Source organism: Thioalkalivibrio sp. (assembly GCF_007692535.1).
Lineage (GTDB): Bacteria > Pseudomonadota > Gammaproteobacteria > Ectothiorhodospirales > Ectothiorhodospiraceae > Thioalkalivibrio.
The window spans coordinates 1-16,391 of sequence record NZ_REBW01000118.1 but is presented as its reverse complement, the minus strand read 5'-3'; the positions used below and the strand labels follow the sequence as shown (position 1 = coordinate 16,391).

The following is a 16,391-nucleotide window of genomic DNA, read 5'->3' as shown; positions in this document are numbered from 1 at the left end:
CGGCTAATTCGCGATTTCCGCCCAGACGGGGTCGTGGTCGGATGACCGCCACGGCCCTGCCGCCGGTGTCCGGCCGCTGAATCCCAGGAACCGCGGTTCGTCGGCGTTGATGTGCCAGATGCCTGCGCGCGAAACCTGCCCGGCGAGGGCGGGGCCCGCGAGCAGGTAGTCGAGTTGCCCGGCCTCGCCGCGAAAGACGTAGGTGTAGCGATCTGGTGGGGACAGGTGCGGCGCCGTGAGGTCACGCTTGCCCGCGGCCAGCAGCGTGACGACCGGATCCTCGGCGGCGTAGGCGTTGATATCGCCGGCGATCAGCACCGGTGCGCCGTCTCTGCGCACCCGATCGAGCCAGTCCAGCAGCTGTCGCGACTGCGCCGTTCTCAGTTCGTTCCAGCAGCCCTGTCCGCGGTCGATGTCGCCTTCCGACGGGCAGCCGACCTTGGCCTTGAAGTGCACCGCGACGACGCCGAAGGGATCGCCGCCGCCGGCCGGTCGGAACCAGGCCAGCAGGGGCGCGCGGTTGTGCACGGGATCGAGGTCGGCATCGGTCCCGAGCAGGGTCACGCGGGCGGGTCGGTAGAGCAGGGCGTTGCGGATCGGGTCCGTCCCCGCGTCCGGGTTTGCCACTGCGCGATAGCGCTGGCGGATGGGTAGCCCGCGGTTGAGGGTGGCCACCAGATCGTCGAGTGCCCGGCCACGGTTTTCCACCTCGGTCAGGCTGATCACGTCGGCGTCGATGCCGCGCACCGCCGCCGTAAGCTTCTGCCGCTGTCGTCGCAATTCCGCGCGGCTGGATGCGCCCCGGCTTCCCAGCGTGAGGAAGTAGTTCTCCATGTTGAGGGTCGCCAGGCGCAGGGCTCCGTTCGGCGCTGCGGGTGGTGACGGTCGCGGATTGGCGGAGCGGAACACCGGGATCCGGGTCGGATGGATGCGGTGTGCATCAAAGGCATGGGTCAGGATGCCGGTCAGTCCCTCGATCTGGTCTCCGACCCGCCGGGTTCCGTCAGCGTCGAGGTAGGGGATGGGCTGCGGGTTCGCGCGATAGCTGCCGTCGTCGAGCACCATCTGGCGGGCCATATTGGAGTCTCGATGCTGCACGGTGCCCTGACCGGAGCGGAACAGCCTCCCATCGGCGGCCAGGCGCAGGCTGCCGTAGCGGCCGAGTTCGGCGTTGCCGGTCACCGTAAGCGTCTGGTCGAGGCGAACCTTGATGTCCTGTAGGTCGGCGAGGCGCGCCGCGTCCTGCGGCAGACGCAGATCGACAGGGCGGGGTAACCCCTCGTGGGCACAGACGTTCAAGTCCGTGATGCGGCTGACCTGGGGACGGTCGTGGAAGCGGGCGAATCGCCCGGCGATCTGTACCCTATCGCCGGGCTTCGGTTCCCGGCCCTCCAGCGCCGGCGCATAGACAAACAGTCCGACCGGGGGCGTATCTCCGTCCTGGAGAAAGAAGCCACCCAAGCGATCAGCGCCGGTGAATACGCCTGTCACGACGCCCTCGATCGTGACGTGGCGATCCTCAGTGACCCGGCCGGCCCGCAATTCCGCGAGCGGGGTGACCCGGGCGCCGGGACAGTCCGCAACAGCCGGTCCGGCGCCCGGAACGAATCCCCCGAGGATGGCCAGGAGCAGGCCAACAATCCCTGTATGCCTATGCATGAACACGCTCCGTCGTGCAGCGCGCGCAGTGCCGCGCGTCATCGGTCTCCAACTGGGACGGCGGTCGGGTTCAAGGCGCATCCGACCGCCGGGAAAAGCGTCACTCGATGTTGACCGTCCGGGACCCGCTGTCTCCATTCGGCTTGCGGCCGATGATAACGGCTGGGATGCCATCGCGAAAGCGCGCCTTCAGGTCGTCGGAGTCGGCATCCCCAAGCCCCGTTAATACGGCAATGGAGGGTTCGGGACACGGTCGGTCTCGCCGGAAATCCCTAGCGTTGTGCTAAACTATTGCCCGAATTGAACAACGATCAGGAGTAAATGCATGGATCTTCCAGAACGCGACGGCGACGGCTACCTCGTCGACAGGGACTGCTGGACCCCAGAAATCGGGCGTGCCATGGCCGAGGCCGACGGCATCGAACTCGACGACGAAAAGTGGGAACACATCGTGAAGGCCCGCGAGTATTTCGAGGACCATGCGGTGGTGCCGCCGATCCGCAAGTTCGCGAAATTCATGAATGCCGACCAGAAGGGCATGTTCACGACCTGGATGACCGGCCCGATGAAGCCGATCACCAAGTACGGCGGCCTGCCGAAGCCCACGGGCTGCGTTTAGCAGCCTGCACGCGGGAAGCGGTCGCTCCCGCAAGAGGCATCGACGGTTCCGAAAGCGCTTTCCGGGTGCGGTGAAACCACCGCGAATCGACGCGGTTCTTCTGCTACTGCGAGACCGCCCGGAAACCGGCCGTGAAGCCCATCAGTGATCCCTCGACGACGGCCACGCGATCGGAATCGAGCGTCTTCACGCCGACTTGGAAGGCGGTTCCGCCACGCATCGCCGCCATCATCTCGGAATCGACCTGCGCGACGACGCGGCACCCGTTGGGTATGCAGGTCTGGAAGGGAAACTCGCGCCGGAGGGTCTCACCGACCTGGAACAGCATGCCGGGCCGAAGGTCGAGACCCAGCGGCAGGTAGATCACCATGACATTCTCGCCCTCGATGACGCCGACGGATATCTGCATCACCGGTTCCCCACTCTCGTCGATGGCGGCCTGAGTGATGAAGCAGCTCTCGCCGGTCGGCGTATCCTCGCAGATCACTTGCCAGTCCTGGTGGGTGGGACCCGGACGAACCTCGCCGCCAAGCTGGGCGGACGCGGGTGCCGTGCCGAACAGCATCAGCAGCAGGGTGAGGGCAGCAATGCGGGGCAGGGTGCTGCGTATACGGTTCGAGATGGTAATGGCTGGTCTCCCGGAAGTGGTGTGGGCGTCGCTGAAGCTATCCGGAGGCTCAGACAGCGTCAAGTAGGCAAGATTCCGAAAATGCCCGGCCCGGCAGCGAAATCTTCGCACCCGGGTGGCTTACCTCAGCACGAGCGATCCCGGGTCGAGGGCCGCAGGGCGAGCATGCGGTACTGCACCTCCCCGGAGCGGAGCGCTGCATTCAGGGCATTGCCTCCGACCACATTGGCCCAGAACGGGCGGCGCATCAGTCCCAGCGCCTGTGCGACCGGACTGACCATGGACACCAGCCAGTCCCTGGGACGCCCGGTACGGATCAGCCCCGACAGATCCTGCTGCTTCAGAGGCTCGAAACCCGCCCGCCTGGCCTCAGCATCGAAGTCGGTCAGCGTGCAAAGGCCGGGAACGCGCCATCCCGCACGAAAGGTGTCGATGGTCTTGCATCGCGCCGGGTCGTCGGTTGGTGTCGGGCGGGTCAGAAAGTCATCGACAACGACCAGTACCCCATCGCCGACCAGGTGTTCGCGGCAGGTGGCCAGAAGGCGGTCTGGTCTGGACGAATGGATGAAGGACTCGACCGCGATGACCGCGTCGGCCCGCAGATCCAGTTGCAGATCCTCGAAATCGTCCTGAACGAAATCACAGCGCTCCTCCAGGCTCTGCTGCCGCGCCAGTTCGCGGGCAATCGACACCTGCCGAGCACTGATGGTGACGCCGTGCAGCCGAGCGTCGGGAAAGGTCTGGGCGAGGCTGAACAGGGTGCCGCCCACACCACAGCCCAGGTCCAGCACCGTACGGGGCTCTCTGGGCAGCACGCTGCGGATCTCTTCCGCGATCAGGGCGTTGACGTACCCGGCGGCCTCCCTGCCAGTGCGCACCCCGGGACCCCAGAGGCCGCGATGGATGGCGTGCCCGGACCCGCTGCTGCCGATGCGCAGGAACAGATCCGTGTTGCGGTCGTAATAACGCTGGAGTTCGTCGCCGGACATGTCTCCATTGTCCCGGATTCGTGGAAGGCCCGACACCCCGGGCGTTCCGCGTCGGCATTCGCACTGGACCCCTGCTGCCGGCCGCATCGCCGGTACCGTGCACGGCATGGTTCATCAGCGCCTGCACGGCGCCAGGCGACGGTCGTATGATGCAGCCATGGAACAGGAAATCCGGCGGGTGGGCGCAGGACCCGTGCACTACCGGCGCATGGGAGGGCCAGGACCTGCGCTGGTATTGCTGCACGGGCTGGCCAGCAACGGCACGCGCTGGAACGAGCTGGTCAGGACCAGCGAACTCCGGGAGCACTGGACCGTGCTGGTTCCCGATCTCCGTGGACAGGCCCTGTCGCTGTACCGAGGCAGGACGCGCTCGGAGGACTGGGCGGCGGATCTGGCCGCGATGCTCGACCAGGAGGGATTCGAGGATTGCGTGATCGGCGGGCATTGCCTGGGCGCCAATGTCGCGGCGCGTTTCGCCAGACGCTGGCCGAAGCGGGTACGGGGGCTGATCCTGGTCGAGCCCATGCTGGTCGAGGCCCTGACCGGTTCTCTCGGCCTGCTGTCGCGGCTGCGGGGTCTCCTGCGGCCACTGCTCGCCGTGACGCTGGCGGCCAATGCCGTCGGCCTGAAGCGGCGCGGCCTGCCGGTGCTGGACCTCGAGGAACTCGACCGGGAAACGCGACGGAAGATGGTGGATGGGGCAGGCATGCAGGCCCTGACCCGCCGCTACGGTTCGCCGCTGCATGATCTGCGGTATGTGCCGGTGTCGAGCTATCTGCAGGGTTTGCTCGAGACACTGCGACCGATGCCACCGTGGCGCGATATCGACGCCCCGACCCTGGTCCTGCTCTCCTCCGGCAGTCGTTTCGGCGAATTGGGGTACTTGCGCAGGACCCTGGCCGAGTTACCCCACCACGTGATCGTGGTCCTCGAGGCCGAGCACTGGATTCACACCGAGCAGCCGGAGGCTTTGCGGGCGCATATCGAGAACTGGCTGGCGGGAGATCCGCCCGGCGCCTTTCCGTCAGGCCATGAAGCCCTGGCGCCTGCACACGATTGAGGGTAAATCTCAACCACACCGGATTCGGGCAACGCCGAGTGGGGTCAGCAATGCCTGACTCAGTGTTGTCCGGGGGGGGAGGTCACATGACGGAACGCTACATCCTGGCGATCGATGCCGGCACCACCGGAATCACGGCTCTGGTGTTCGATCACGCAGGACGGATTCGCGCCCGCGGCTATTCGGAGTTCACCCAGTACTATCCGCGGTCCGGCTGGGTGGAGCACGATGCCGAAGAGATCCTGATGGTGGCCTTGCGGGTGATCGGGGAGGCGCTGCGCGCAGGCGGTCTGCGCGCAGCGGATATACAGGGCATAGGCATCACCAATCAGCGGGAAACCGCCGTGCTGTGGGACAAGTCCAGCGGCAAGCCGGTGGGTCGGGCCATCGTCTGGCAGGATCGGCGCACCGCACCGGCCTGCGAGGGACTGCGCGAGCGGGGTCTCGAGGCCTGGGTGCAGGACAGAACCGGGTTGCTGCTGGACCCCTATTTCTCCGGCACCAAGATCGGATGGCTGCTGGATCACGAACCGGGCCTGCGTGCACGGGCACGGCGTGGCGAGATTGCCTTCGGCACCATCGACTCCTGGCTGGTTTACCGTCTGAGTGGTCGCCAGGCGCACGTGACCGACTATTCGAACGCCTCGCGTACGCTGTTGTACAACATCCACGAGCTGCGCTGGGATGACGAATTGCTGGAGCTGCTCGACATACCCAAGGCGATGCTGCCCGAAGTGATGCCGTCGTCCTGGGTCTACGCCGAGACCGACCCGGAACTGTTCCTGGGTACGCGGCCCATCCCGATTGCCGGCATCGCCGGCGATCAGCAGGCGGCCCTTTTCGGACAGGCCTGCTATCGCCCGGGGATGGCCAAGAACACGTACGGAACGGGTTCTTTCGTGCTCCAGCACACGGGGACCGAGGCCGTACCCAGCCATCAGCGACTGCTGACGACGATTGCCTGGGGCATCGGCGACGAGCCGGTGGAATATGCACAGGAGGGAGCGATCTTCGTCACCGGGTCGGCCGTACAGTGGTTGCGGGATGGTCTGGGCATGATCGAGTCGGCGTCCGAAACGGCTGAACTGGCGACCTCCGTGAAGGACAATGACGGGGTCTATTTCGTCCCCGCGCTCACCGGCCTGGGCGCACCGCACTGGGATCCCTATGCCCGCGGGCTGCTGATCGGGATCACCCGGGGCACCACCCGGGCCCATGTCGCGCGCGCGGTGCTCGAGAGCATTGCCTACCAGACCCGTGACGTGCTCGAGGCGATGCAGCGGGACTCGGGCATTCGGTTGGCGGAACTGCGCTGCGACGGTGGTGCCGCCTTGAACCCGATGCTGATGCAGTTCCAGGCGGATATCCTGGACAGCGCGGTGGTGGTGCCGGAGATCGTCGAGACCACCGCGCTGGGTGCCGCCTACCTTGCGGGTCTGGCGACAGGTTTCTGGGAAGACCGTGCGGAGCTCGCCGGTAAGTGGCGGGTGCGCAACCGCTATACTCCACAGCTCGCTGAGTCCCGGCGGGAGCGTCTTTACCGGCGCTGGCATCGTGCCGTGGCCCTGTCCGGGGGTTGGGCACGCGACGAGGACTGAACCGGGATCTCTGTCCGTGGGGAGATGAACACCTACGGGATCCGGTAGCTGCCGCGGCCTACCGATGCTGGAGTCTGGCCATGCTGGTGCCTGAATTGATTGCCCACCGCGGCTATGCCGCGCGGTTTCCGGAAAACACCCTGCCGGCACTCGAAGCCGCTGCGGCCGCCGGGGCCCGTTTCGTGGAGGTGGACGTACAGCTCTCCGCGGACGGTGTTCCGGTGCTGTTTCATGACCGGGGGCTTTGGCGCATGTGTGCGGTATCCGGCTCCGTGCACCGGCGTTCGTTTCAGGAACTCCAACGGCTTTCCGCCACCGAACCGGGCCGTTTCGGGGATCGATTTGCCGGGACGGACCTGGCAAGTCTCGCGCAGCTTCGCGTGTTTCTCGAAGCGAATCCCGGGATCATCGCCTTTGTCGAGGTGAAGGCGATCGCAATCAAACATTTCGGGATCGTCAGGGTCCTGGACGCGATTGGCGCGGAACTCCGCTCGGTGTCGGATCGCTGTGTGCTGATTTCCTTTGCCCTCCCACTACTGTCGGCTGCGCGCGAGCGCCTCGAGGGGGCGCCGGGGCCGTTGGGCTGGCATGCGCTCGGCGGCGTGATCAAGCGGTGGCGCCAGCGCGCGGCATTGAGGTCGCTGCGCCCCGAGTATCTCTTCTGTGCAGTCGACGGACTACCGCGCGCCGGGGAGATCCGGTTTCCCGGCGCGCGCATCGCGGTCTACGAGGTTGCCAGCGCCGTGCTCGCCCTGTATCTGCACCGCCGGGGAGCACAGCTGATCGAGACCTTCGCGATCGGCGAGCTCAAGCAGGAGCTGGATGAGCTCAGCAGGCTGGGAGAGCCCGTGCGCTGAGCGCATGGCCCACTAGAGGCCTGGTGGACATTGCCGCGGGCTGCCCCCGAAACCGGGGTTTATCGTTTACTCTGGCTGGTCTGAAGCGAGGAGGAAGTCGATGGCAAAGGCAAGGCGCAAGTCCAAGGGTTCGCCGCAGGGGGCAAAGGGCGCGGCAACTGCCGGAGCGGGCCGGAAGGAACCCGACTGGGTGGTCGTCGGCCTGGCGCTGGTCGGGGTGGCGGTCACGGCGTACCTGACCGCGGGAGCCTGGTTGAGCGCTGCGCCCGCTTTTTGTGCGGAGGGCTCCGGCTGCGACCTGATCCAGCAGAGTGAGTGGTCCACCCTGCTGGGTTTGCCCGTTTCGCTGTGGGGGCTCCTGTTATATGCGCTGCTGGGGTTGATCGCATTCCGCATGCCGGCCAAGCTGAAGCGTTGGCGCCGCCTCTGGTTCCTGGCCTTCATCGGGGTCTCCATCAGCCTGTACCTGACAGCCGTCGGCTGGTTGGTCCTGGACGCCTTCTGCCCCTGGTGCCTCGTCTCCCTGGCCACCATCAGCGCGTTATTGATCGCGATCTTTCTGCGGCGACCCGCCTCGGCCCCGGGGATGGCCTGGGGTCCGTGGCTGCTGCGCAGCGCCGGCGCCGGTCTGGTCGTTGTCGTCGCCCTGCATCTCTATTCCAGCGATCTCCTCTCGCGGCCCGAAAGTCCCCGGTTGGCGGCGCTGGCGACGCATCTGGAGGAGTCCGGGGTGCGCTATTACGGCGCGTCGTGGTGCCCGAGTTGCCGGGATCAGGCGCGGCTGTTCGGAGCCGCGAGTGATCGCCTTCCCTACGTGGAATGCAGCCCGGGCGGGCGCGGAACGCCGATGGCACAGGTGTGCGTCGCGGCCGGAATCGCCACCTACCCGACCTGGATCATTCATGGGCGGCGTTTCGAGGAGGTCCTGCAGCCGCGCGAACTCGCACAGCTTTCGGGCTTCGACTGGGACGGCCACGGGCGCTGAAGGCGTGGATGGCCCGGGCGCCCGAAGCCCCATTCGCGAAAATCACGACTAGACTGAGGGGTAACGCACAGGAAAGCGGGAGGACCGCCGATGAAGACCGTCCAGGAAATCCTGAATGAAAAAGGACACGATCTGTACCGGATCGGTCCTGATCACAGCGTATTGGACGCCCTGCGTCTGATGGCGGAACAGGAGATCGGCGCCTTGCCCGTAGTGGACGGGGAGCGGCTGGTCGGCCTGATCTCCGAGCGTGACTATGCCCGCAAGGTGATCCTGCTCGATCGCCGTTCGAGCGACACCCGGGTGCGGGACATCATGATGTCCCGGGTGCCCTGCGTGAGCCCCACGCGGACCGTGGAGGAATGCATGGCCCTGATGACGGACAAGCGGGTGCGCCACCTGCCTGTGCTGCAGGACGGACATCTGGTCGGTATGGTTTCGATCGGGGACCTGGTCAAGTCCATCATCGATGAACAGCAATTCATCATTTCTCAGCTGGAGCTCTACATCGCCAGCTGAGCGAAGCCTGAATGCGCTTGCCTGCAGCGGCGCGGGCAAGCGGTGGAGCAGGGGAGATGGCAGACATGAGCGACGAGGATGAACGCCGGGTCGAGGCTTTGATCCACGACGTCCTGAGGGATTTTCGCGAGACCGCGCACACGACCGGGGTCAGTGCGCCGGATCCGCGCCTGGTCGAGGCGTTACGCAGGGTGCCCAGGAATGAATTTGTTCCCGGTGCGGCGGCCCGCAGCGCCTGGGAGAACCGGGCGCTGCCGATCGGGCAGGGCCAGACCATCTCGCAACCCTTCGTTGTCGCCCTGATGACGCAGCTGCTGGAGCTCACGCCGGACAGCCGGGTCCTGGAGATCGGTACCGGCTCGGGTTACCAGGCCGCGATCCTGGCGGAGCTGGCCGGCGAGGTCTTCAGTATCGAAGTGGTGCCGGAACTGGCCGAGACCGCATCGGCCGTCCTGGAGCGCCTGGGTTACCACAATGTTCACGTGCGCGCGGGCAATGGCCGGGACGGCTGGCCCGAGGCCGCGCCGTTCGATGCCATCATCGTGACCGCGGGCGCAGATGAAGTTCCCCCGGCACTCGTGGAACAGCTCCGAACCGGGGGTCGGCTCGTGATTCCGGTAGACGCGCAGTGGACGGGGCAGGACCTGTTCGTCGCGGTCAAGCAGGAAGACGGCAGTCTGAAGAAGCGCAGGGCGCTGTCGGTGATCTTTGTCCCCTTGATCGGTGGCGACGGCGGGCACGGCCACCACTGAATATTGCCAAGCCCGGGCCGCTTCGGTACAAAGCAGGCTCGCTCGAGAATCAGGCAGGCCTTTCCTATGGCAGACCGTACCCCACAATCCAGTCCCGAGAGCTTCCTTTCCGGCAGCATCGGTCCCGAGAGCCGGGCGGTGCTGGAGCAGCAGCTCGCAGAGCACCGGGCCCATCTGGCAGCGCTGCCCGAAAGCGCCGGTCTCGTGCATCGCGCCCATGTGCTGCTGGACATGGGCGAAGCCCTGATCGGCCTGGAGCGGGGGAAAGAGGCCTGGGAGACCGTACGTCCACTGGTGGAGCCGCTGGTTGCCGCGGGCGACTGGCAGGAGGCCGTCGAGGCCTGCGACGTGCTGTATCGGGCCGAGCAGGAAGATTCCATTCTTGCCCTGGGCCAGGGGGTGTGGCTGAGTGTGACTTACCCGGTCAAGGCGCAGACCACGGTGGCCATGCTGGGTCACATCGTGGATGAGACGCCGGAGCAGGCGGACGGTGCCGCCGTCGCCGCGATGATGGCGCATTACATTGCCGGTTTGCGCACGGAGGGCAGGGAGCGCGACAGCCTGATGTTCCTGACCACGCAGATCATCGCCAGGGTCGCACGGCGGCACCGCGGAATCGAGGATCAGGAAACGCTGGACACCTGGATCGAGATGTACGAGCTCAACAATACCGATACCCTTCTGAAGCGACTGGGCCGGATGCTCGATGCGATCGTTGGCGAGCACTGGTGGTTCGATCGGGACGAACTTCGGACCCGCCTGCCAGTGAACTAACGGGCCAGCCGCTTTCAACCGCCGGCAGCCAGAGTCGATCAGCCGCCGGACGCAAGACTCGCGCGGCGCAGCCAGTCCCGTTCGCTCCCGCAACCGCCTCCCGAGGGCTCCTGTCCATGAACGAACCGTTCGAACCGCGCCCCGTTCTGTTTCCGCCGGTGATCAGCTTTCTGCTGATCGCAAACGGCCTCGTGTTCATCCTGCAACTCTTTGCCTTTGAACCCCTGCTGGTCAACTTCGCGCTTTGGCCGGTTGGTACCCCCGACGTCATCGAGCAGAACGGTGAGATGGTCTGGGTGCCCCAGTTCCAGATCTGGCAACTGGTCAGCTATGGCTTCCTGCATGGCGGCCTGCTGCACCTGTTCCTGAACCTGTTCGCGATGTGGATGCTGGGCGTGCAATTGGAGAATGCCTGGGGATCCCGCCTGTTCGCGATCTATTTCTTCGTCTGCGTCGTCGGCGCTGGCCTGATCCAGCTCGTGGTGGCCTCGTACGGCGTGCTGAACGCGGAAATCTATCCGACCATTGGCGCCTCCGGTGGCGTGTTCGGCATCCTGCTTGCCTTCGGCATGATGTTTCCGAACCAGCGTCTGATCTTCATCCTCCTGCCCATTCCGATCAAGGCGAAATACTTCGTGATCGGCTACGGCGCCTTCGAGTTGTTCGCGGGGATCACCGGCACGATCGCCGGGGTGGCGCACTTCGCGCATCTGGGCGGGATGTTGTTCGGGTTCCTGCTGATCCAGTACTGGCGTGGGCGGCTGCCGATCCGGCCGCGCAGGCGGGTCTTGCGGTGGTGAGACAGGGCTTCGGCGACGGGATCGGGTCGTTCTGATGATCGCCCGAGTCCGCGCCCGAACATCTACACTCTAGAGAGGGGCAAGCGAGAGGAATCAGCCGGTGCCTGTCGTCCCGGCGACCCTTGTTCGACCCGCCAGGCCCGCAAGGGCATCCATTGTTTTTCACATGGAGGATTTGAATGGACACTGTCTGGATTGTGGTTGCCGACGCCGCCCGAGCGCGCATCCTGCGCTGCGAAGGTCGCGCCTGCCATGGAATCACGGACGTGGAGGCGCTGTCGCACAGCGAATCCCGTGCTCAGAATCAGGATCTGGTTTCCGATCGACCGGGGCGGGGCTGGGCCAGTGCCCAGGGTGACGCCCGCCACGCCTTCGATGAGACCACGGATCCGGCTCACCATGAGCGCGATCGTTTCGCACGCATGGTTGCCGAGCGGCTGAAGTCCGCCCATCACGAAGGCGTGTTCAAGCATCTGGTGATCGTCGCATCGCCATCCTTCCTCGGTGCGCTGCGCGACGTCATGGATCGCCATGTCGCCCAAACCGTCAGGGCGGAAGTGGCCAAGAACGTCGTCAAGATCGAGGACCCGGAGGGCCTCCGATCCTATCTCCCGGATTTCCTCTACTGACGCGTCCCTGCCTGCCGCGATGAAGGAGCGCGGCCGGCGTGGATTCGGGCATTGATCGGTGGCTGTCTATACTCATGATGGAGAGTCTCCACGCAAACGACTTGCCTGAAGGAGGGCACCCATAATGGCTGAAGATCTGATGCAAGAAGTCCTCAATCCGGGGGCGATCCAACGCGATCCCGAGTTTCCCCATGCCCCGTTTGACTGGAGCCGCGAGGACGCGGAGCGTGTCGCCAGCGAGGAGGGGCTCGAACTGACCTCGGAGCACTGGGAACTCGTCCGTGCCCTGCAGGAGTTCTTCCATCGCCACAAGGACTCCCCGCGCATCAATATGCGGGAATTGCACGATGCGCTGGAGGAACACTTTCATGCTGCCGGGGGGCGTAAGTACCTCTACGAACTCATGCCCGGCGGTCCGGTTGCGCAGGGCTGTCGCCTGGCCGGTCTCCAGCCGCCCCCCGAGGCGTCGAGCCAGAGCTTCGGCAGCGTATCCTGATCCCTGTACCGGCCCGCATGCGGGCCGGTACAGCCTCTCTTGCGTGCGCGTGCGGTCCCGACGCGCTCAGGCGACCTTGCGCTGCGGTACCGGCAGCTCGACGCCGCAGCGTGTGGGACGGAGCGGGTCGGCGCCGATGGTCCCGATCAGGCTCTTCAGGTAGTCCTCGCCCCGCACCTCGGAGAGTTTCCGCCGTGCTGCGTCGAGGCGCATGCTGAGGCCCAGGCGCTCGGCCTCGTCGGCGTGGCTCTCCATGTGCAGGAATGCCTGCAGACTCTCCACATGGCGCTCCCACAGTGCGCTGTCACGTCGCTGCTTGGTTTCCAGGCGCTCCCGGTACCAGTCCGAACCCAGCAGGTAGTCGCGGGTGAACATGGCCCGGATGTCGGGGTGATGCACGTCACGACCCTGGAAGTGCCCTTCGGCCATGATGTGCAGTAGGGCTTGCAGGGGCGGGCAGGCGTCATCCAGGCAGCCGTCCTCCAGGTAACGTTGCGCCACCCGCTGCTGGGCTTCGACGATGTTGCCGACGCCGTCTGCGAAGACGGCCAGATCCTGGGTCTCGGGGCGCAGGATCGTATCCGTGAAGACCGCGCTGGGATTGTCGAAGATCTTGCCCATGAAGTCGTGGACGAAGCGATCGGTGATGCGGTAGCCAAGCCGGCTGGCAAGTACCTTGCGTCCCTGGTGTTCGAAGTCGTGCAGCGGCTCCAGGTAGCCGTTCTCGATCAGGAAGCCCGGCTCGCGTTCCTGCCGGTGCAGGCGGGTCCAGATCTCCGGGATCAGCAGGCTGACGTCATGGTCGACGCGCACCTGCGGGCCGATGTGGCCGGCGGAACTCGAAAAGCCTGCATAGCCGGTCAGGATGAACGACACCAGTGCGTTGTTCAGGTCGGCCGTCGGCCGCAGCGCGTTGAACGGGCCCTTGGTCAGTGCCCCCTCGCTGCCCGCCCCCGTGGTCGACGGGGACTTGCCGGTCAGGGAGCAGACGAAGTCCATGAACAGCTCGGGAAGTTCCTGGTAGTGGATGGGGTTATACACCGCCAGCGGCCGGATACCGGGCTCCGGCGGGTTGTTGCGCCGGCCGGTCAGCACCGCGTCCACCGGCAGGCACAGCGTTTCCTCCAGCGGCAGCTTGCGGTGGAAGCGCGCGCCCATCTCGGCGGCATAGCGCCGCTCCGGCCGGACCAGATCGGGACGGATCTGCAGGTACCGGGGATTCTTCGAGGGCTTGCCGTCCACCAGGCGCGGATGCGCCGACGAGACGACGTAGCCATCGGAGCGACCAGCCTCGAGCAGGAGGTCACGCATCGGGTCGGTGAAGTTGCACAGCGTCAGCACGTCCTCGGTGACGGCAGCGAGGCTGTCGCCCCGAAGGGGTTCGTAATTGGCCAGGAAGCTGCCCTGCTGGGCGATGTCGAACTCGGTCTGTCGATCGAACCCGGGATGAATCGCCTCATCCGGCCGCTGGAATAGCCGGGACTCGCAGTTCTTGACCAGCTTGTGGCTGCGCCGGCCGCCGTCCCCCGGGGGTGCCGAGGTCAGACAGGTTGCCGGTACGACCACGCTGGCGCTGATGTCGTCCTCCATCTGTACCTTCTCGGCCGGTATGTAATCCTGGCGGACCTTGAAGGTGCGCCACTTGCCTTCGGTATCGAAGCCAAGGCGCAGGTAGGTGGCGATGATGCGCCGGCCGTGCAGCTTCAGCTCATGGCCGGGTGCACCATCGACCTCGTCCACCGAGAGATGCCGGCGCCAGTCGTTGCCCCACTCCTGACGGTAGAAGCGCTTGATCAGGAAAACCAGGGCCAGGATGCGCGGGGGGATGGATTCGAGCCACCGGTTGAATTCGGCCGTGTAGCTCTTCGAGGGTGTCAGCAGCTTGATCACCGACCCCAGGCTCCGCTTGGGACTCAGCGGCTTGCGGGCGGGATCGCGGTCCTCCTGTTCGAGCCCCGGGCGAAAGCGCGAGCTGTAGTCGCGGTCGAAGATCTCCTGCACGCGATCGAGATCCCTGTGCAGGTCGTCGACGAACAACGGTCCGAAGATCACGGCATCTTCGATGGACTTGGATATCTCGCTCTTGCCGCCGCCGGAGACAGTGCAGGGCTTGTGACAGAAGGTTCCCTCGGGATCGGTACCCACCAGCCGCCAGGACGGGGCACCGGGGTGTTTCAGCATTTCCACCCGATAGCCGTTGGGCTGCATGTAGATCTTTCCGGGCTGCAGGCGGATGGTCTGCGTCTGACCGTCCTTGTCCCAGGTGATGGTCTGGGCGTTCAGGGCCATGCGCAGATCCTGGGGGACGTACACGACCTCCGGATGGCGGCGGTCCACCGCATAGCCCTCGGGGCGCACGTCCATGATCGGCCCATAGCGTTCGACCATTTCGGCAAAGCTGTACCCCGCCTCGCGGGTGCGGCTGTCGACGCCGTACTCCTCGCCATGGTTGCGGCGCCGGAAGGCGAGGGCGCCACCGGCATGCTCCTCCTCGGCCAGGCCGTACAGGTTGGCGGCGAAGCTGATCTGGGTCTTCACCTCCTTCTTGCAGTAGCCGAAGTAGTTGTCGGCGATCACGGTCACGATGACGCCGGACTCGTCGCGCGCGGTGAGCTTGAAGGCCTGGCCCTCGTTGTACAGTTCGCCTTCGTCGCGCCAGCACATCCCCTCCTGACGCTGACGTTCGCTGGCCTCGTCCCATCGGGGCAGGCCCAGTTCCTTCTTGGTGCAACGGATCAGGTGCGGGGCGAGGATCACGCAGCCGGTGTGCCCGGTCCAGTGTTCGACGTCCAGGGCGGCGTCGAACTCGGGGAGGTTGGGGTTGCCGCCGTTGCCGAAAATGCTCTCTACGAAGTCCAGGTTGCTGACCAGGTTCCCGGGCGCGAAGAAGCGGATCTCCATCGTCTTTTCCGCCTCGCGGTGCGGAATCTCGGGGCAGACGGTGGGCCGCAGGAGCAGGGAGACGAACATCCGCGCGGGCCGCTTCGCGTTGATCGTGAACGGCAGGGTCAGCAGATCCTGCGGCGGATTCAACGCATGGCCCAGCAGGTGGGCGAAGGTCTCGCGGGGAACGGCCTTCTTGTCTCCGGGGATGGGCAGTCCGCCCTCGGCGATGTGGAACGAGCCCTCGGTGGTGCGTCGGTCCTTGTCGGGATTGTGCAGCACGCCCTGGCGCACTCGGTAGCTGGACAGGATCTCCGAGTGAAACTCGTCCCCGTCGATGGGCAGCGACAGCTCGCGTGCGACCCCGTGCCGGTCGAGAATGAATGTCTGTGTCGGGAGCGAGGGAACGGGACCAATGTCGAGGCCCTGCAGGTAGCGCCTGAGAAAGTCCTGGATGCGCCGGTCGGACGGGCAGTGATGATGCGAGAGCAACCGGTTCTTCTCGCGGTAGGACTTCAGCAGATCCTGCGCGGTGCCCAGGAACTCGGCCATGTCACCGGTCAGAAAGGTCGGCTGGCCGGACGAGGCGAGCTTCAGATTGATATAGAGCTGGACCTTCAGGCGCTCCGCCTCGGGATCGGCCGGGGGGGTACCCAGGCCGAGCATGCGTTCGATATCCATCAAGCCATCCTCCAGCGCGCCCTGTGGGTCACGTCGTTTTTATCGACCGTTGGCGTTCGAGGCGCCATTTCGGTCCGGAATCCGCGGCGTGTGCCGCCGCGGGGAGGCTCAAGGGTGCCGGACCCCCTCGTTCAGTTCAAGCGCGATGCCTGGCAGGGGAGGGGGCCACCTGGGGGTGCCGGTTGGCGGGACCCGCGTCGAAACCGGGCAGCCGCGGGTCTTCGGCCTAACGATCATGACCTTGGATGCGCGGCACCCTTGACGATGAAAGGCCGCAAACTGCAGGTCGGGTTAGCCCAAAGGGCGTAACCCGACGGGTCTCGTGCCCACCCATGGCCGCAAAGCAGCGTCGTCCGGCACCCCGGCACGTCGGGTTACGCTACGCTAACCCGACCTACAGAACTGGACCGTGACTTTCGCGTTACCGGGTCATCCGGACCTCGGCCTGCAGCCGCAGCACGC

The 16,391-nt window shown here is 65.7% G+C and carries 15 protein-coding genes; 11 read left to right on the top strand and 4 right to left on the bottom strand.

The annotated features are described in order from the left end of the window. Positions 1-3: 3 nt before the first annotated feature. On the bottom strand, positions 4-1,659 hold the full coding sequence (locus EA346_RS05925; protein ID WP_296756627.1) for an ExeM/NucH family extracellular endonuclease: 1,656 nt from the start codon (positions 1,657-1,659) through the stop codon (positions 4-6). A 325-nt stretch (positions 1,660-1,984) separates the two neighbouring features. Here EA346_RS05925 and EA346_RS05920 point away from each other — a divergent pair, with 325 nt between their 5' ends. After that, positions 1,985-2,278, top strand: coding sequence for a TusE/DsrC/DsvC family sulfur relay protein (locus EA346_RS05920; protein WP_296748365.1), 294 nt, complete (start codon positions 1,985-1,987; stop codon positions 2,276-2,278). Between the two features lie 103 nt (positions 2,279-2,381). Here the strand turns inward: EA346_RS05920 and EA346_RS05915 are convergent, their stop codons facing one another. Continuing rightward, the gene (locus tag EA346_RS05915) at positions 2,382-2,969 is read right to left on the bottom strand and encodes an invasion associated locus B family protein (protein WP_296756625.1); all 588 of its coding nucleotides are present in this window, start codon (positions 2,967-2,969) and stop codon (positions 2,382-2,384) included. A gap of 62 nt (positions 2,970-3,031) precedes the next feature. Beyond that, positions 3,032-3,895, bottom strand: coding sequence for a class I SAM-dependent methyltransferase (locus EA346_RS05910; RefSeq protein ID WP_296756624.1), 864 nt, complete (start codon positions 3,893-3,895; stop codon positions 3,032-3,034). A gap of 157 nt (positions 3,896-4,052) precedes the next feature. Between EA346_RS05910 and EA346_RS05905 the strand changes: the two genes are divergently transcribed. The 10 genes from EA346_RS05905 (at position 4,053) to EA346_RS05860 (ending at position 12,365) form a co-directional block, all read left to right on the top strand. Beyond that, positions 4,053-4,955, top strand: a complete 903-nt coding sequence (locus EA346_RS05905; RefSeq protein ID WP_296756622.1) for an alpha/beta hydrolase — start codon at positions 4,053-4,055, stop codon at positions 4,953-4,955. 86 nt (positions 4,956-5,041) lie between these two features. Beyond that, a complete protein-coding gene (gene glpK / locus EA346_RS05900; RefSeq protein ID WP_296756620.1) occupies positions 5,042-6,553 on the top strand; it encodes a glycerol kinase GlpK in 1,512 nt (503 codons plus the stop codon). Between the two features lie 80 nt (positions 6,554-6,633). After that, positions 6,634-7,410, top strand: a complete 777-nt coding sequence (locus EA346_RS05895; protein WP_296756618.1) for a glycerophosphodiester phosphodiesterase family protein — start codon at positions 6,634-6,636, stop codon at positions 7,408-7,410. 100 nt (positions 7,411-7,510) lie between these two features. After that, entirely contained in the window at positions 7,511-8,395 is an 885-nt protein-coding gene (locus EA346_RS05890) for a vitamin K epoxide reductase family protein (protein ID WP_296756617.1), read from the top strand. Between the two features lie 90 nt (positions 8,396-8,485). Beyond that, positions 8,486-8,914, top strand: a complete 429-nt coding sequence (locus tag EA346_RS05885; RefSeq protein WP_296756615.1) for a CBS domain-containing protein — start codon at positions 8,486-8,488, stop codon at positions 8,912-8,914. Between the two features lie 65 nt (positions 8,915-8,979). Next, the gene (locus EA346_RS05880; RefSeq protein ID WP_296756613.1) at positions 8,980-9,666 is read left to right on the top strand and encodes a protein-L-isoaspartate(D-aspartate) O-methyltransferase; all 687 of its coding nucleotides are present in this window, start codon (positions 8,980-8,982) and stop codon (positions 9,664-9,666) included. Between the two features lie 66 nt (positions 9,667-9,732). Beyond that, a complete protein-coding gene (locus tag EA346_RS05875) occupies positions 9,733-10,440 on the top strand; it encodes a hypothetical protein (RefSeq protein ID WP_296756611.1) in 708 nt (235 codons plus the stop codon). 116 nt (positions 10,441-10,556) lie between these two features. After that, positions 10,557-11,240 (top strand): rhomboid family intramembrane serine protease, encoded by a 684-nt coding sequence (locus EA346_RS05870; protein WP_296756609.1) that lies wholly within the window; start codon positions 10,557-10,559, stop codon positions 11,238-11,240. Between the two features lie 179 nt (positions 11,241-11,419). After that, positions 11,420-11,869, top strand: a complete 450-nt coding sequence (locus tag EA346_RS05865; protein ID WP_296756606.1) for a host attachment protein — start codon at positions 11,420-11,422, stop codon at positions 11,867-11,869. A gap of 124 nt (positions 11,870-11,993) precedes the next feature. Then, on the top strand, positions 11,994-12,365 hold the full coding sequence (locus tag EA346_RS05860; RefSeq protein ID WP_296756604.1) for a TusE/DsrC/DsvC family sulfur relay protein: 372 nt from the start codon (positions 11,994-11,996) through the stop codon (positions 12,363-12,365). Between the two features lie 66 nt (positions 12,366-12,431). On the opposite strand, the gene EA346_RS05855 is transcribed toward EA346_RS05860, so the two are convergent. Continuing rightward, complete coding sequence (locus EA346_RS05855; RefSeq protein ID WP_296756602.1) at positions 12,432-15,929, bottom strand: hypothetical protein; 3,498 nt, start codon at positions 15,927-15,929, stop codon at positions 12,432-12,434. Positions 15,930-16,391: the final 462 nt, after the last annotated feature.

Coding starts and splice junctions, on each gene's coding strand:
- EA346_RS05920 (WP_296748365.1), top strand. CDS start 1,985: ATGGATCTTCCAGAACGCGACGGCGACGGCTACCTCGTCGACAGGGAC.
- EA346_RS05910 (WP_296756624.1), bottom strand. CDS start 3,895: ATGTCCGGCGACGAACTCCAGCGTTATTACGACCGCAACACGGATCTG.
- EA346_RS05875 (WP_296756611.1), top strand. CDS start 9,733: ATGGCAGACCGTACCCCACAATCCAGTCCCGAGAGCTTCCTTTCCGGC.
- EA346_RS05855 (WP_296756602.1), bottom strand. CDS start 15,929: ATGGATATCGAACGCATGCTCGGCCTGGGTACCCCCCCGGCCGATCCC.
- EA346_RS05905 (WP_296756622.1), top strand. CDS start 4,053: ATGGAACAGGAAATCCGGCGGGTGGGCGCAGGACCCGTGCACTACCGG.
- EA346_RS05890 (WP_296756617.1), top strand. CDS start 7,511: ATGGCAAAGGCAAGGCGCAAGTCCAAGGGTTCGCCGCAGGGGGCAAAG.
- EA346_RS05885 (WP_296756615.1), top strand. CDS start 8,486: ATGAAGACCGTCCAGGAAATCCTGAATGAAAAAGGACACGATCTGTAC.
- EA346_RS05870 (WP_296756609.1), top strand. CDS start 10,557: ATGAACGAACCGTTCGAACCGCGCCCCGTTCTGTTTCCGCCGGTGATC.
- EA346_RS05895 (WP_296756618.1), top strand. CDS start 6,634: ATGCTGGTGCCTGAATTGATTGCCCACCGCGGCTATGCCGCGCGGTTT.
- EA346_RS05880 (WP_296756613.1), top strand. CDS start 8,980: ATGAGCGACGAGGATGAACGCCGGGTCGAGGCTTTGATCCACGACGTC.
- glpK (WP_296756620.1), top strand. CDS start 5,042: ATGACGGAACGCTACATCCTGGCGATCGATGCCGGCACCACCGGAATC.
- EA346_RS05925 (WP_296756627.1), bottom strand. CDS start 1,659: ATGCATAGGCATACAGGGATTGTTGGCCTGCTCCTGGCCATCCTCGGG.
- EA346_RS05865 (WP_296756606.1), top strand. CDS start 11,420: ATGGACACTGTCTGGATTGTGGTTGCCGACGCCGCCCGAGCGCGCATC.
- EA346_RS05860 (WP_296756604.1), top strand. CDS start 11,994: ATGGCTGAAGATCTGATGCAAGAAGTCCTCAATCCGGGGGCGATCCAA.